The following is a 15611-nucleotide window of genomic DNA, read 5'->3' on the forward strand; positions in this document are numbered from 1 at the left end:
CCACAAATCCCCTTATTGTATTTTTGATTACAATAAGGATGTCAGCTGACATCCTTATTGCGTCGGCTGGCACAATAAGGATATTTTTATCTTCTCGGTACAGAGCAAAAATCAAAAGAAAGAAGTTTGCGTGAATACTTGTGATGCGTAAAGCGATACAAAATTTTTCCACGCACTCATCTATCATCACAACAAAAAACGCCCACTACTTCTGTAGTGGACGCATTTAACGTATAATTATATGTGGCTGTAGACTTATTTTGTCTTCTTCAGCAATTTAGCAACTGCCTTCTGCACGTTGGCCACAGCCTTTGTGCTAACAGCATTCTTGGCTTCAACCGTAGTTGCCTTCTCATAGTCTGCCCAAGCCTTAGCTGCAATAGCCTTTTGTGCATTGGTGATAGCAGTAGCAAGTTGAGCCGCTGCATCTTCTTGTGCAGCAGGAGCGAAAGCATGTTTATAACCTTTCACATCATTCCAATGTCCACGCGTAAAGTCGGGGAAAGCAACGCTAGCAGAATTATGATCGAGAGAAAGAGTTCCGAGTTCAGCCAAAGCACACCATTCGGCAAGGTCGTAAACGTCCATATCGAGAGGCAAACCATTTTGCAAACAGTAAACAAGACGACTATCCATGATGAAGTCCATACCTCCATGACCACCAACTTCTTTGGCCATCTTGCCATACTTCTTCAGAATGGGTGACTGATATTTCTCTTCAAGAGTCTTTCTTTCTGCGTCCGACATGAAAGAGTGAGAAGAGAGATTGTCTACCTTAGGAGCAACACCAGCTTCTTTCAAGCTCTTCGCATCAAGGGCATAACCTTCAACAGGATATTTATTGGCAAAACCTTTCGTACCAGAGAGTTGATAGAGGCGGTCGTAAGGACGCGGATTCATCACTTGGTGCTGAACCTCAATAACCTTTCCTTCCTCTGTACGAATCAGTGTTGTGGTATGATCGCCATTGCGGAAATTTGTTGGGCGAACACCTGTCTTAGCTTCCACATAGTTAGGACCATGAACAGGTTTAGTGTCCATTGCAACAAGTGTTTTCATGCGGTCACCACGATGAATGTCGAAAGCTTGTGCCACAGGACCTAGACCGTGAGTAGCGTAGACATCGCCACGATTCTCCATATTATACTGCATACGCCAGCCTAATTCAGGAGATTTCTCTGGATTCTTCCAATATGCATTCCAAAAATCATCTAGGTTATGAATATAAGCACCTTGTCCATGGAGCAATTCACCGAAAACTCCGTGCTGTGCCATATTCAAAGTATTCATTTCAAACCAGTCGTAGCAACAGTTCTCAAGAATCATACAATGTTTGCGAGTTTTCTCAACTAAGTTGATAAGATCCCAACACTGTTCAACATTCATAGCAGAAGGTACTTCAATAGCCGTATTCTTTCCATTCTCCATAGCAAACTTAGCCACGGGGAAATGGTGATCCCAGTCAGTTGCAATATAAACAAGATCAATATCGGGGCGTTTGCAAAGTTCCTTGTAACCTTCTGCACCAAAATAGATGGACGCTGGCGGAAGATTTGCTTTTTTCAGATATTCTTGGCAACGTTCTGCGCGCTTCTGTTCATAGTCGCACAATGCAACAATTTCTACACCAGGAATATATGTCCAGCGTGCAACAGCACCAGGTCCACGCATTCCTAAGCCTACAAAAGCAACACGCACATTCTGAATTTTGGGAACTGTCAAGCCTAAAGCCGACTGTTGGCCAGCAGGGCGAGCAGGAGTGTCAAGTACAATCTGCCCTTCATTCCAATGCCACTTCGTAGAAGGAGACGTGGACTGGGCATTCATCTGCCCAGACGAAAGTACCGCCAAAACGGCGATAGCAAGAACTTTGAAAAATTTCATAGAGTTGTGTGTGAATATATTTATTAGGTATTTCTATGTAGGCAAAGTTACAATATTAGAATGAATATCTTAATAAGCGTATTCATTTTTTCGCTATTTGGCACAAAAACGAGCATACTCAAAAGAAAAAGAGCAATCAGCGAGAATCTATTGAATTCATCTGTAACACTACAATACTCCTAGTGACAAAATATAAAATTAGATATTCAATAGCCAATTTCTTCGCTAAAATAAAAAGAAAGAGAAATAGAGAGACAACATAATATATGCCTCAATCTTCTCTTTCTTATAATTTTTTCTTGCTGTTAACTCAATAAGTCGCGAGGCAGAATAGGCATTGCGCCTTGCTGAGTACATACAAAAGCGGATACTTTAACAGCAATAGCATGAGCTTCTGAGATTGGAGAACCATTGATAAGCGCTGCACAGAAAGAAGCGGTAAAACTATCTCCAGCTCCAACAGTATCGACGACTGAAACTTTTGGCGTGGGTTGGGAAGATACGCCTTCTTCAGAGATGACATAACTGCCATTTGCTCCACATGTATAAATAACAAGACGCAGATTAAAACGCTGACGAAGAAGTTCACACTGCTCCAATGGAGATATTTGAGGGAGATTATAATAATTAGCTAGGATGGGCAATTCTTCATCGTTAACCTTAAGAACATTTGCAGCAGAAAGAGACAAATCTACAACTTCTTTACTATAGAAGGGAGTGCGGAGATTTATATCATAAATACGAAGAACGTCATCATCGGCAGGCAGGGATGCCAAAAAAGCTTGAATGGCAACACGACTTTGCGGACTGCGCTGAGCTAAAGAACCGAAACAAACGGCTTGGGTATTTTCTGCAATCTCACGGAGTTTCTCTGTAAAAGGGATATTATCCCAAGCCACATCCTGCTGAATATCGTAAAGGGGAATACCAGCTTCATCAATTTGTACATTCACTCGCCCCGTAGGATATCCAACCCTTTCAATATATGCAAGAAGCTGTTTACGCTCTAGTTCTTGAATAGTTTCTTCTCCTAAAGCATCTTGCCCCACAGCGCTTATAGCCAAGCCTTTCAAACCAAATTGAGAAACATGATAGGCAAAATTTGCAGGAGCACCGCCCAAACGTTTACCTGAGGGGAGCAAATCCCAAAGTAGTTCGCCTAATCCCACTACATATCTTTTCTTTTCCATACTATTGATGTTCTTTTTCTGATTCAAGGCGCAATATACTATTATTTTATTGCATAAAAAAATAGCGGCTTCCCTTATTGTAAGAAAAGCCGCTAAAGATAGAAGTTTACACTTATTAGAGTGCTCCAAGCATCTTATCGATGCCGTAGGAAAGTGTGTCAATATAGTTATAGAAAACACCACCGATACCCAGCACGATAACACCTGCTGTACAGATAACGAGAGCTACACGCGTATAGCCATCAGATTGGAACTGAGCTATAGGATGTTCATTCTTCTTGATATACATGGCCTTTACAATCAACAAGTAATAGTAGAGTGAGAGAACTGTGTTAATCAAAGCTATCAGTACAAGCCAGTGGTAGCCTGCATTGAACGCTGCCATAAAGATGAAGAACTTAGAGAACATACCTGCAAAAGGCGGAATACCTGCCAAACTGAAGAGGCAAAGCGTCATGATGAAACTCAAGTGTGGATTTGTTTCATAAAGTCCGTCGTAGTCGTCGATACGAATCTTTCCGCTATTTTGTTCAATCACATTGATAACAGCGAAAGCACCTAAGTTGGCTACCATATAGACGAGGATATAGAACACGATGGATGTCATGCCCTGAGCCGTCCCTCCCATAATGCCGAGTACGATATAACCAGCTTGGGAGATGGCAGAGAAGGCCATGAAGCGCTTTAGATTTTGCTGCTGAATGGCAAAGATATTTGCCAACGTGATAGAAGCAATGATAATCCAATAGAGACCTGTGTTCCACTCGGCCATCAAAGAGTCGCCTGCAAAAGCCTTCACGAGAACCGTAAAGAGAACGAAAGCAGCACTACTTTTTGAGATAACACTAAGATAGGCTGTTACTACGGTCGGCGCCCCCTGATAGGTATCAGCTGTCCAAAGATGGAATGGTACCAAACTAATTTTGAAGCCCATACCTGAAAGGAAGAACGTCAGACCTATAACACTGAGAAGCGTATCACCAGAGAAGAGAGCACCCACACTGCTGTAATAGAGCGTTCCAGTAGCACCATAGATGAGCGAAAGACCATAGACAAGAAGTGCGCTGGAGAAGAGTGCCAACAAAATGAACTTGGCACCCGCTTCTGCACTCTCATAGCGATACTTATCGTAAGCTACGAGAGCTGCCATAGGTACACTGGCCAACTCCAAGCCGATGAAGAACATCAAGAAGTGGCCGCTACTGATCATAAAGTACATACCGAGCAACGTGAATAGCGTAACGAGATAGAACTCGCCTTGCTTAACAATGTTCTCTGGGCGACGCAACCAACTATTAGCCATCAGAAACACCACAAGTGTTCCAATATTAAGTACCGACTTAATAACAGTCATCATCGGCGTATGCTGGTACATTCCGCCAAAGGCTTCTGTTGCCTGCATACTACCATTGCAACAGGGCAACAGGTTGATGAGTGTATGAATAGAGAGAAGGCCTATAGCTACATAGTTGATAGCTGAGGACTTCTGGCTAATGGTCTCCCCTTCCTTAGGCTCTTTGCACATAAACAAGTCGGCCAAAAAGAGGATAAGAATGACAGCCAAAAGGCTTGCCTCCTCGGGCATATGTAAGAATTGTGAATAATCCATTGTCTGTTTTTATTCTTTAAGAGATTACATGAACGGATTGAGATTCGTATTGGCGGCAAAGGCTGTAATATGTTCTACGACTGGAGCTACGCCAGAATTTATCATATTACTTACCCACCACGGAGCAGAACCGAGGGCTGCAATCGTAGCGATGAGGCAGATAACAGCGAAACGTTCTTCCCAATGAGCATCGTCAAGCTTCAAGTGTTCTTCATTAGTGGAAACTCCATAAAGGATTTTACCAACAAGGCGAAGAATATAGACAGCTGTGACAACAATGCTAGTGCAGGCTGCAATAGTCAGCACACGATGGAACGTGTCGGCATTAGCAAAGGAACCAACAAAGATGGTCATTTCTGCAACAAAGCCGCTGAAGCCTGGAAGACCGAGATTTGCCAAACCAGCTATCACGTAGCATACAGAGAGGAACGGCATAATCCGCATCAAACCGCTCATCTCACGGATATCACGCGTATGCGTGCGGCCATAGATCATACCAATGAGGGCAAAGAAGAGAGCCGTAGTCAGACCGTGAGAAAGCATCTGCAAGACTGCACCAGTAGCCGCTACTTGGTTCACCATCAGAATGCCGAAGAGCACCAAGCCGCAGTGAGACACTGAAGAGTAAGCATTGATATACTTTAAGTCGGTTTGAACACAAGCTGAGAAGGCACCATAGACAACTGAGATACCCGTTAGTACGAGGAAAATCCAGCCTAAGTCCTGTGCTCCCTGTGGCATGAGGAACATGGCGATACGGAAGCAACCATAGCCACCAAGCTTCATCAATACACCAGCGTGCAACATAGACACTGCCGTTGGCGCAGAAGCGTGACCGTCAGGACTCCAAGTATGGAAAGGAAACAGTGCACCGAGAACACCGAAACCGGCAAAGGTTAGCGGGAACCAAATATGCTGCTGGGCAATGTCGATTAAGTGAGCACCATTCTGCTGATGGGCAATGTCGAGAATATCCATTGTCTGGCCACCTGCTCCATAGAAGATACCAAAGATACCACACATGAGGAAAGCAGAACCGCCCATAAGCATGAGTGTCAGCTTCATGGCTGCATATTCTTTAGGGCCAGTGCCCCACACACCAATCAGCAGATACATCGGGATAAGAGCTACTTCATAGAACATAAACATGGTGAACATGTCGATGGAAATGAAGAAACCATAAACACCTGCACTCAGCAGTGTGAACCACAAGAAGTATTCCTTATTCATGTGCCAAGAAACAAACGTTCCTGTAAACACGATAACAGAGGATAGCAACAGCATTGCAACAGAGATTCCATCGACTCCGACGGAGTACTTAATGTGCAATGGTGTAATCCAATCGAAAGAGGCGGTGAACAACATTTCTGCCGTATTACCAGCAGCTCGTTCTTGAAGGAAGAGCACTGTGAGGACAGCAGAAAGGATGAGCAAGCAGGTACTACCCGCTACCATCACGCCTCTAATACTTTTTTGATCTCTTGCTAGCCATAAACCGAGCAGCATGAGCAGAGGAATCAGTACAAATATTGATAAGAAATTCATATATCTGTCAGTTTTAGAGGATCATAACTAATAACAGGGCGAGAGCACCCAAGAAGAATATAAACGCATACTTCTGAATCGAACCACTCTGGAAACCGCGAATTTGGAAACCTAGTTCGTGAGTTCCCCAAGCCAAGAAGTTGAAGAAACCGTCTATGTATTTACGGTCAAACTTAGCTATAGTCCCAGAGATGTATTTGAAGATGATGCGATGCGTAATGAACTGGTAAACTTCATCTAAATAGAAACGCTTATATGCCCAACGATGGAGATGCGGTGCTGCATTCTGCATTTTATCAGCAATAGGTTGTTTCTCTCCCTTGTAAATCCAAGTGGCAAGACCAATAGAGACAAGTGCGATGACACAGCTCTTGGCACCCAAGAACCAGTTGAAATGTGCTAGGAAGTCGTACGCGAATCCATCAGCAGAAATAATCTTTCCAAAAGGAATAAAACCAGCTACTAGCGTAATAGCTGTGAGGAACAAAAGTGGGAAAGTCATTGCCAAAGGACTCTCATGCGGATGGCATTCGGCATGATGTTCTTTGTTCTCTGTTCCCCAGAAGATACCATAGTAAAGGCGGAACATATAGAACGCTGTCATAGCAGCAATACCTGTCATCACCCAGCCCATCACTGGACTATAAGCGAAGCTAGCTTCCAAAATCTCATCCTTCGAGAAGAAGCCTGAGAAAGGAGGAATACCTGAGATTGCCAAGCAAGCGATAAGGAATGTCCAATGAGTGATTGGCATATATTTACGCATCCCCCCCATTGCACTCATTTCATTACTATGAACTGCATGGATAAGGCAACCAGCACAGAGGAATAGTGTTGCCTTGAACATAGCATGGGTGAAGAGATGGAACATACTTGCCATATAACCGATACTAAATTCATGGTTGATCAATTCAGGACTTGCTCCACTAGGCAGAGGCATGCAAACTCCCAAAGCCACCATCATGAAAGCTATCTGAGAGATAGTAGAGAAAGCCAAGACACGTTTAATGTCACTCTGTGCGCAAGCAACTGCCGCAGCATAGAAAGCTGTAAATGCTCCAACCCAAGCCACAATATGAAGAGTGTCGGGAGCATAGGCAATCCAAAGAGGGAACATACGTGCCACCTGGTAAACACCAGCAACGACCATGGTTGCAGCATGAATCAGTGCACTAACAGGCGTTGGGCCCTCCATTGCATCAGGAAGCCAAATATGGAGTGGGAACATAGCACTCTTACCTGCACCACCAATGAACATAAGGAACAAAGCTGTGGGCAGCATAAAGGCTGCACCTGCAAATTCACGCACGCTACCTGTTTCAACAAAACTGAAACTAAAGGTTTGTGCATAGTAACCATAAATAAGAATACCAATGAGGAAGAATAGGTCGGCAAAACGTGTCACAATAAATGCTTTCTTACTAGCTGCAATTGCGGGCTTTTCAGTATAAAAGAAACCAATGAGCAAATAAGAAGATACACCTACAAGCTCCCAGAAAAGATACATCTGGAAGATATTTGTAGCGACAACAAGGCCAAGCATAGACATGGTAAAGAGGCTCAGATAGGCGTAATAACGCTGAAATCCACGCTCTCCATGCATATAACCAAAAGAATAAATGTGTACCATGAAAGACACCGTAGAGATGACAATAAGCATCATCACCGAAATCGGGTCTAACAGGACACCCATATCGAAGTGAAGATTGCCGAGAGGCAACCACGTCATATTGTATGGCACTAAAGCTTGATATATGCCTTGTGCGTTGCGTCCAATGCCAAAGAAGTACTCAAAGGCAGTGTAGAGCGAAAGCAAGAAGACAAGTCCCAAGCTAGTTGTACCAATAAGTCCAGCAACCTTATGGCTCAATTTGTGACCGAAGAGTCCCAAAAAGAGAAAAGAGCAAAAAGGCAATGCCAGAATCAGAATTGTATATAAAAATTGAGTTTCCATTGTGCATTAAGAGTCTTTTACCATTTCATCTTTGTGAGCTTGTCAACAGACGTATCCTTGATTAAACGGTAGATATTGACCATGATGGCGATGGCGATAGCGCTTTCAGCAGCCGTAATGGCGATGGAGAAAAGCGTGAAGAAGAAACCTTCCGTATTACCGCTTTGTCCGTAGAGCATGCGGTTGAATACTGCGAAGTTGATATCCGCAGAATTTAGCATCAATTCGATGGATAGAAGGATTGCCAATGTGCTGCGGCGGGTAAGAAATCCAAAGATGCCAGCAAACATCATAATGGCAGAAACGATGAGGATATAATTTAATTCAATCATAGCTGTCTTTCGTTTTATCGTTTACGGGCAATGAGCAACGCTGCTACAATGCAAGCAAGGAGCAGAACGGATACAGCCTCAAAAGGAAGCAAATAACCATTGAAGTCCGTTGAGAGCATAGAAACACCTACTTCCTTGATTGGAAGAACATTCTCGTCAGGGGCATCCAGGGAACTGGCAAGGAACTCTTGCTTAAAGATGGCAAAGAGAACTATACCAAATCCCACCAGACTCAGGAGAGCTGAAGCAAATATCTTTGTCTTCGTATTCTCGCTCAGTCGATCCTTCTTTCCTCTTGTCAGCAGGATGGCAAAGACGTACAGCACAACAACGCCGCCGGCATAAACCATGACCTGGACAGAACCAAGGAAGGTGTAGCCCATCAGGAAGTACAGACCTGCCGTACCCAAAAGAGCAAAGAACAGGTAAGTGGCAGCACGGATGATACTCTTTGATAGCACGCAGGCCAAAGAAGAGCAAGCAATAATAGCTGCCAAAATGATGAACATTATGTTATGGGAATCCATTGTTTGATTTGATTTTTAATTATTAGCGGCCGCTGTTTCTGTTGATGAAGCGGCTGGAGCTTCTGGTTTTGGAGCTACTGGAGCTGCAGGCTTTGCCACAGCTGGACGAGCCACAGGCTTGCGTTCTTTACACTTGCTACCTGGCTGATTGAGCTGCTTGATAAGTTTTGCACGATCAAACACTGCAGTTTCATAACTTTGATCAAAAGTGATGGCATCGTGAGGACAAACGCGTGTACAGATTTCGCAGTACATACAAATACCCTGATTATAGATATACTTATCCAGCACCTTCTTCTTCTTTCCATCCTCTGTTTCAATCATCTTGCTCACAACGGTAATGGTATCGTTTGGGCAATTGATCATACAGAGTCCGCAGGCTACGCACTTATGTTCATTATTCTCATCGTGAGGCATTACCAAACTTCCACGAAAGCGATCGAACATAACCAGTTCCTTACGATTTTCAGGGTACTGTTCTGTAATCTTTTTAGTGAAAAGTTCGCGCATTGTGGTTCTCAAACCAACAGTGAGCGTTTTAACGCCAGCGAACAGCCCTTGTAAATATGAGTTTTCTTTCATTGTTACAATTCGATTACACGTTAATACCCAAGCCCAATGTCACAACAAGCGCCATGAGCAGAAGATTCAGAAGACTGATAGGCATCAGATACTTCCATTCAAGTGAAAGGATGTGGTCGATACGCAGACGAGGGAAAGTCCAACGTTCCCACAAAAGCAATATAAGGATAAAGAACGTTTTTCCCACGAACCATACGATTCCAGGAATATAGTTCATAACCTCGTTAAAGCCGTCCAAACCAGCAATATGTAGCGGAGCCCACCCACCTAAGAAGATAGTAGAGGCCATTGCAGCGCAGATAAAGAGGTTCAAGTATTCAGCCAAATAGTAATAACCGAAGTGCATACCAGAATACTCCGTGTGATAACCAGCAGTCAACTCTGATTCACCTTCTGGAAGGTCAAACGGACCACGGTTACACTCTGCATTTCCAGCAATCAAGAAGATAAGGAAGGATATCAGTGCAGGAATGTGTCCGCGAACGATATTCCAACCTTGGTCAGCCTGTTGCTGAACAATTTCGCTGATTTGCATCGTTCCACAGAGGGTCACCATAGTCAGCATAGTTATACCGATAGAAATCTCGTAGCTGATGAGCTGTGCTCCAGCGCGCATAGAACCTATCATAGGATACTTACTATTAGAACCAAGACCTGCCATCAGAATACCTACAACACCGATACCGCTAACAGCAATAAAGAAGAACACGCCTACATTAAAATCCAAAACTTGGCCACCCTTGTTCCAGGGCAGGCAGGCGAAAGTCAGCATAGAAGCTGTTACAACCAGATATGGGGCTAAGTCGTGAAGGAAACGATCCGACTTACGCATACGGATAATTTCCTTGGTGAGCATCTTGAATACATCACCGAAGACCTGCAGCAAGCCCCATTTACCGACACGATTCGGACCGAGACGGCACTGGAAGAAGGCACAGACCTTACGCTCCATATAAATGAGGGCAATGGCGAAGACTGCGTAGAGCGTAATGATAATTAGCGCTACAACTATCGATTCCAGCAGGATGGCAGACCATTCGGGGATAAACTCCGTCAGCCAATCGTGGATCGCCGTCGTCCAAGTAGTTAAATCGAAAATATTTGAATTCATTGCTTAAATGAATAATTAACAATATACAATGAATCATCGTGGCATTACCCACAAATGATTCTTCGTTGATTATTAATTGTGGATTAAATGAGATTTATCTGTCAATGTCTGGTACAACGTAATCGAGAGTTCCGTTAATTGCCATCATATCTGCAATCAACTCGTTGCGACAAGCAACATCCATTGCATTGACAAGTGGCAGACCCGTTGAACGATAATGTAAACGGTACGGACTCTTATCGCCCTTACTCTCAAGGAATACGCCGAATTCACCACGGCTACCTTCTACGCAGCTGTAGTAAGTTCCTGTAGGCACTTTAATAATAGGCTTCGTCTTTGCTTGGAACGTACCCTCGGGGATGTTATCGATAAGTTGCTCTATAATGTGCAAACTCTCTTCCATCTCGTCTATACGGTTCAGCAGTCGGGCGTAGCTATCACCTTCCGTACGTACAATTTCTTTGAACTCAACTTTGTCATAGGCTGCATAAGGCTGACGTTTACGAATGTCATTGTGCCAACCTGATGCGCGGCCAGAAGGCCCTGTCACACCCATGTTGCGAACTTGTTCGTTGGTCAGGATGCCCACGCCAATAAGACGATTGCGTGCGATGACATTATTGATAAAGATATCGTAGTATTCCTTAATACCTTGACGCATCTTAGGGATAAACTCTTTTACGCGCTTCTGGAAATTAGGATGCAAATCATGGCTCACACCGCCAATCATATTATAATTGATGATAAGGCGTCCACCACAAGTTTCCTCGAAGATATCGAGTATCATCTCGCGGTCGCGGAAACCATAAAGGAATGCAGACGTTGCACCCATATCCTGACAGAGGCAAGAGAAGAAGAGGATGTGAGAATCAAGACGCTGAAGCTCATCCATAATCGTACGGATAACTTGAACACGCTCACTCACTTCAATTCCTGCAGCTTTCTCAATGGTCATACAGAGAGCATGGCGACTTTGCGTTGCTCCGAGATAATCCATACGATCGGTCAATGCCAATGTTTGGGGATAAGTATATGTTTCATTGAGTTTCTCAATACCACGGTGAATATAGCCAAGTTTTGGATCTATTTTCTTGATACGCTCACCCTCGAGTGCCACGCGGAAATGGAGCACACCATGAGTAGAAGGGTGTTGCGGACCAATGTTTACCATATAATCCTCTGGTGTAAACACCACATTGGTAGTTTCCTTAATAGAACCATCGGGCATTCGATCATACTGCGTTGTCGTGTCAGACAGCACTTCATTGGTCATACGTAGCGGATTTTTCTGCTCCGTTTCATCGTCCTTACGCATAGGATAGCCTTCCCAGTCTTCACGCAAAAAGACACGGCGCATATCGGGATGACCTAAGAACTTGATACCATAGAAATCGAACACTTCGCGTTCATATATATTGGCAATTTCCCACAAATCAGAAACTGTCGGAAGGAACGGATTTTCACGATCCATTGTCACCAATTTAATATACTCACGCTTACCCGTATCTGTTGACCAAAGATTGTAAACACAGCCAAGACCTTCTTCTTGCCAGTCTTCTCCCGTAATGAGTTCGAGCATATCCATCTTTTCCTCATCCTTGAGGCGTTCCATTTCTCTGTGGAACTCATCGATGGTTACTGTGCGAGGATGTATCTCATTCTCGGCAGGGGCGGCTGGAGCAGCAACTGCAGAAGGAGCCGCAGGACGAGTAGCTGCAGGTTTTGCAGCAGACGCAGGCTGTTGAGCCTGGACTTTCTTTTCTTCTAATTCGCTCATGCCTCTTCTTCCTGTTTAATAATTTCGCTTTCCTGTTTTGCTATCTCAGAACGACTCATAGGATCTTTTTGCTTACGATTGGTAGTACCGAAGAAATTTTCGGCCTTCACAATACGCTGCAATTGCATCATGCCATAAAGGAAGCTTTCAGGACGCGGAGGGCAACCAGGGACGTAAACATCAACAGGGATGATTTCGTCAACACCCTTCACTACGTGATAAGATTTCGTGAATGGACCTCCGGCTACAGCGCAACCGCCAATAGCCACGACATACTTAGGATCGGCCATCTGATCGTAGAGACGACGCAGAACAGGAGCCATCTTATAAGTAATAGTACCATTCACTAAGATTACGTCAGCTTGACGAGGACTGTTACGTGTCACTTCAAAACCAAAGCGAGCAATGTCGTAGCGAGCTGCACAAACTGCCATAAATTCGATACCGCAACAGCTCGTAGCGAACGTCAGCGGCCAAAGCGAATTTGAACGGCCCCAGTTGATCAAATCGTCGAGCGACTTCACAACTACATTGGCTCCGTTTTTATTCAACTCTGCAACGAGCTCCTCATAGGTCTCGTTGTCATTGAACTCCTCGTAAGGAATGTTCTTGATTTTGGGCCTTTTCAGTTTCATTCCCATTTCAATGCTCCTTTCCTCCAGGCATAAGCCAAGCCCAGAACTAAGACAAACAGGAAAAATCCGACTACCATCAAACCCATCAGACCAAGGCTTTTCATCACCACAGCCCAGGGAAAGAGGAACATCGTTTCCACATCGAACATAAGGAAGAGAATAGCGAACAAGTAGTAGCCTATACGGAACTGCATCCATGCACCTCCACGTGTCGGAATACCACACTCGAAAGCCTCATCCTTCTGCGCGTTGAAGCTGCGCGGTGCCAGCAGATTGGCCAACACCGTGACAACACCCACAAACGCCAGACCCGTCACGATAATCGTGACAAATAAGGTAAAGTTCATAGCTTTAATGTGTTATTTATAAATTTAATTGAAGTTCTCTGGTAAGACGCAAAAGCACATGAAGAAAATCTCGCAGATTGAGTTAGAAGTAAAAAAACACCGTCGTTCACTTGACAGAAGAGACGGATACGACGAATCAGCGGAAGGGCACACTTGTCCTCCGCTCCAATCCGAGCATTTTCAAGCGATGTGTTGCAATCACATCGAATGATAGAAAAATTCTTCACTTCTTTTCGTCTTATGGAACGCGAAGGTACAAAGAATAATTGGAAAAAAGAAATTCATACTCTTATCTCTTGCGTTCTCCTATCGTGTCTTTAAGTTATTTCATCTGGTTCTTAAACTGTTATCCGCACACCTAACTTTCTAAAAAAAGTTAGAGATAGTAGTCATACTTCGTATTATTCTATCATCCGTTTTACAAAAATAGCACCTAATGCTAAGTAGAAAATATTTTTATTATCATGGATGAAATTCGAATACCAAAGAGTTTTTCTCCTCTTTTTTGAAGAATTTGTCAGAGATTTATCATATAGCTTTGTATATTTGCAACATGAAGTTACGAAAAGAGTGTAATTTATTGGAAATGAGCATTGGGTAATCGCTCATAATAGTAATAGGTTACGAATTAGTTAGTTATCTACTGCATTATTCTTCTGTGCGTTGCGTAACCTTCAAAGAACTCTTCGTATGCAAAAGTAACAATAAAACGGGAGATTTAGAAATGAATCTCCTGATTTTTTCTTCTCACACAAGTTTTTCCGTAAAAGCGATTTTATCCGTCAGCACACCATCGCCCAAAAAGATTTTGAACGAACGTGTGCCGACTGCCGCATAAGCGGAGAAAAGGGCTTTGCCTCACGCCTAAACAATAGTTTAGACTGATGAGACAAGGCCCCTTTCTTTTGTGCTTATGCCAAAGAGGTGCTTTTACGGGGTTTTGACGATTTTTCTTTTTTCGTTGTCCTTTTGAGCCGGAAGCGGAAAGCCGTGTATGACCGCACATTCCATAAATGGAACAAGCCGTCACTCACGGCAGACAAACCGGGAAGAATGATTTTATCCATCCGACCAAACACGTTTGGCCAAACAGATAAAAACATACTTCCTTGCCGATGGTTTGCCCGGTTTCACGCTACCGGCTATGTTCTTTTCTGTTGGGGATGTCTTTTTCACGGATTTCTCTTTTGAAGTTTTCCTGTCTAATCTGCCTCTACTTCCGTTTACCTCCATTTTCGCGCCTTTCAGTGAGCCGCATCAGACAGTCATTTTCGTGCTGGGTGCAAAGGTAACTCCGGGATTGTACGGGAAAGCAAGGTCAAGCCTCCTGTTTTCTGGAAAAATCTCCAGCCCTTCGGGTAGTATTTTCCCGAAAAACCTTGCATTCCCTAATCCCTACCTTTTTAAGCACCCGAAACGAAAACGACCGATGCGACAGAAAGACGCATTAAAAAAAATGTCGGATAAACGAGAGGCAGATAAGATAGTTTGAAACTCAACTCCCTCAGCTCTTGAATCCGCATTAAAAAACAAAAAATCAAAAACAAAACGGATATGAGAACGGCAATAGCAACAAAATTCGTGGCATGGGAAGTACCAAGTTTGGAGAACCTGCAAGGCAGCAAGGTGTACGGACTTCGCACCAAACTGAACAATGGTGAGAAATTGAGCCGAGAGGAAAAGGATTGGCTTACACGCAATGTGAACAGCAACACCTATTTCAAGAGCGCAGTACCCTTGCAAGGTTGGATGTTTGACTTTTCCGACATTCTCCGAACCTACATTGTAAAGCAGTATGGACATTGGGCGGAATACAAGGCTACCGACAAGACCGCACTCCGCAGTTTCCTATACGGCAGGATAGACAGCATCGTGGAACTTAACAAATGATACGGCTATGACAGCAACGGTAAATTTCAGACAAATGGCGCAATACATAGGGCTTGCGATATGCACCCTAATCATGCGCACCGCCTTTTGGGTGTCCGGCATCCTTTGGTACATCGTCAGAGAGATAATAAACGGAGTGTTCCGAGTGGCAATAGGGTTAATCGTGGCTATTCTTTCCGTTATCCTGTTCTTCGGCTTCATTCTTTGGTTATTCACCCTTTAATCCCT

The 15611-nt window shown here is 43.9% G+C and carries 15 protein-coding genes; 3 read left to right on the forward strand and 12 right to left on the reverse strand.

Annotation, left to right across the window (positions count from 1 at the left end):
* Window positions 1-255: 255 nt before the first annotated feature.
* From ACO4R2_RS09260 to ACO4R2_RS09315, 12 genes are all read right to left on the reverse strand, one after another.
* The gene (locus ACO4R2_RS09260; RefSeq protein ID WP_484769996.1) at window positions 256-1884 is read right to left on the reverse strand and encodes a Gfo/Idh/MocA family protein; all 1629 of its coding nucleotides are present in this window, start codon (window positions 1882-1884) and stop codon (window positions 256-258) included.
* A gap of 305 nt (window positions 1885-2189) precedes the next feature.
* Window positions 2190-3074, reverse strand: a complete 885-nt coding sequence (locus ACO4R2_RS09265) for a PfkB family carbohydrate kinase (RefSeq protein WP_315090330.1) — start codon at window positions 3072-3074, stop codon at window positions 2190-2192.
* Window positions 3075-3189: 115 nt separating this feature from the next.
* The gene (locus tag ACO4R2_RS09270) at window positions 3190-4683 is read right to left on the reverse strand and encodes an NADH-quinone oxidoreductase subunit NuoN (protein ID WP_311490516.1); all 1494 of its coding nucleotides are present in this window, start codon (window positions 4681-4683) and stop codon (window positions 3190-3192) included.
* Window positions 4684-4707: 24 nt separating this feature from the next.
* Window positions 4708-6228 carry a complex I subunit 4 family protein gene (locus ACO4R2_RS09275; protein WP_484769997.1) on the reverse strand — a complete coding sequence of 507 codons (1521 nt, stop codon included), beginning with the start codon at window positions 6226-6228 and terminating at the stop codon, window positions 4708-4710.
* Window positions 6229-6241: 13 nt separating this feature from the next.
* The gene (gene nuoL, locus ACO4R2_RS09280; RefSeq protein WP_484769998.1) at window positions 6242-8182 is read right to left on the reverse strand and encodes an NADH-quinone oxidoreductase subunit L; all 1941 of its coding nucleotides are present in this window, start codon (window positions 8180-8182) and stop codon (window positions 6242-6244) included.
* A 17-nt stretch (window positions 8183-8199) separates the two neighbouring features.
* Window positions 8200-8514, reverse strand: a complete 315-nt coding sequence (gene nuoK / locus ACO4R2_RS09285; protein ID WP_183694150.1) for an NADH-quinone oxidoreductase subunit NuoK — start codon at window positions 8512-8514, stop codon at window positions 8200-8202.
* Between the two features lie 14 nt (window positions 8515-8528).
* Window positions 8529-9041: an NADH-quinone oxidoreductase subunit J family protein gene (locus tag ACO4R2_RS09290; protein ID WP_347719046.1), complete on the reverse strand. Its 513-nt coding sequence runs from the start codon at window positions 9039-9041 to the stop codon at window positions 8529-8531.
* A 15-nt stretch (window positions 9042-9056) separates the two neighbouring features.
* Entirely contained in the window at window positions 9057-9623 is a 567-nt protein-coding gene (locus tag ACO4R2_RS09295; protein ID WP_484769999.1) for a 4Fe-4S binding protein, read from the reverse strand.
* A 13-nt stretch (window positions 9624-9636) separates the two neighbouring features.
* Window positions 9637-10722, reverse strand: a complete 1086-nt coding sequence (gene nuoH / locus ACO4R2_RS09300; protein WP_311490546.1) for an NADH-quinone oxidoreductase subunit NuoH — start codon at window positions 10720-10722, stop codon at window positions 9637-9639.
* A 106-nt stretch (window positions 10723-10828) separates the two neighbouring features.
* A complete protein-coding gene (locus ACO4R2_RS09305; RefSeq protein ID WP_484770000.1) occupies window positions 10829-12511 on the reverse strand; it encodes an NADH-quinone oxidoreductase subunit D in 1683 nt (560 codons plus the stop codon).
* A complete protein-coding gene (locus ACO4R2_RS09310) occupies window positions 12508-13152 on the reverse strand; it encodes an NADH-quinone oxidoreductase subunit B (protein ID WP_484770001.1) in 645 nt (214 codons plus the stop codon). The genes ACO4R2_RS09305 and ACO4R2_RS09310 overlap by 4 nt, the downstream gene beginning before the upstream one ends.
* Window positions 13143-13493, reverse strand: coding sequence for an NADH-quinone oxidoreductase subunit A (locus ACO4R2_RS09315; protein WP_311490522.1), 351 nt, complete (start codon window positions 13491-13493; stop codon window positions 13143-13145). Before ACO4R2_RS09315 ends, ACO4R2_RS09310 begins: the two co-directional genes overlap by 10 nt.
* Window positions 13494-14574: 1081 nt before the next feature.
* Here ACO4R2_RS09315 and ACO4R2_RS09320 point away from each other — a divergent pair.
* The 3 genes from ACO4R2_RS09320 to ACO4R2_RS09330 all read left to right on the forward strand — a co-directional run bounded on the left by ACO4R2_RS09320 (window position 14575) and on the right by ACO4R2_RS09330 (window position 15606).
* Window positions 14575-14985, forward strand: coding sequence for a hypothetical protein (locus ACO4R2_RS09320; protein WP_484770002.1), 411 nt, complete (start codon window positions 14575-14577; stop codon window positions 14983-14985).
* Window positions 14986-15047: 62 nt separating this feature from the next.
* Window positions 15048-15383, forward strand: a complete 336-nt coding sequence (locus tag ACO4R2_RS09325) for a hypothetical protein (protein WP_004310306.1) — start codon at window positions 15048-15050, stop codon at window positions 15381-15383.
* Window positions 15384-15390: 7 nt separating this feature from the next.
* Entirely contained in the window at window positions 15391-15606 is a 216-nt protein-coding gene (locus ACO4R2_RS09330) for a hypothetical protein (protein ID WP_005827303.1), read from the forward strand.
* Window positions 15607-15611: the final 5 nt, after the last annotated feature.

It is taken from the genome of Alloprevotella sp. (assembly GCF_057240785.1).

Excerpts from the sequence above, each read along its gene's own strand:
- ACO4R2_RS09330 (WP_005827303.1), top strand. The coding sequence starts at position 15,391 with ATGACAGCAACGGTAAATTTCAGACAAATGGCGCAATACATAGGGCTT.
- nuoK (WP_183694150.1), bottom strand. The coding sequence starts at position 8,514 with ATGATTGAATTAAATTATATCCTCATCGTTTCTGCCATTATGATGTTT.
- ACO4R2_RS09265 (WP_315090330.1), bottom strand. The coding sequence starts at position 3,074 with ATGGAAAAGAAAAGATATGTAGTGGGATTAGGCGAACTACTTTGGGAT.
- ACO4R2_RS09310 (WP_484770001.1), bottom strand. The coding sequence starts at position 13,152 with ATGGGAATGAAACTGAAAAGGCCCAAAATCAAGAACATTCCTTACGAG.
- ACO4R2_RS09270 (WP_311490516.1), bottom strand. The coding sequence starts at position 4,683 with ATGGATTATTCACAATTCTTACATATGCCCGAGGAGGCAAGCCTTTTG.
- ACO4R2_RS09325 (WP_004310306.1), top strand. The coding sequence starts at position 15,048 with ATGAGAACGGCAATAGCAACAAAATTCGTGGCATGGGAAGTACCAAGT.
- ACO4R2_RS09315 (WP_311490522.1), bottom strand. The coding sequence starts at position 13,493 with ATGAACTTTACCTTATTTGTCACGATTATCGTGACGGGTCTGGCGTTT.
- ACO4R2_RS09275 (WP_484769997.1), bottom strand. The coding sequence starts at position 6,228 with ATGAATTTCTTATCAATATTTGTACTGATTCCTCTGCTCATGCTGCTC.
- nuoL (WP_484769998.1), bottom strand. The coding sequence starts at position 8,182 with ATGGAAACTCAATTTTTATATACAATTCTGATTCTGGCATTGCCTTTT.
- ACO4R2_RS09260 (WP_484769996.1), bottom strand. The coding sequence starts at position 1,884 with ATGAAATTTTTCAAAGTTCTTGCTATCGCCGTTTTGGCGGTACTTTCG.
- ACO4R2_RS09290 (WP_347719046.1), bottom strand. The coding sequence starts at position 9,041 with ATGGATTCCCATAACATAATGTTCATCATTTTGGCAGCTATTATTGCT.
- ACO4R2_RS09295 (WP_484769999.1), bottom strand. The coding sequence starts at position 9,623 with ATGAAAGAAAACTCATATTTACAAGGGCTGTTCGCTGGCGTTAAAACG.
- ACO4R2_RS09305 (WP_484770000.1), bottom strand. The coding sequence starts at position 12,511 with ATGAGCGAATTAGAAGAAAAGAAAGTCCAGGCTCAACAGCCTGCGTCT.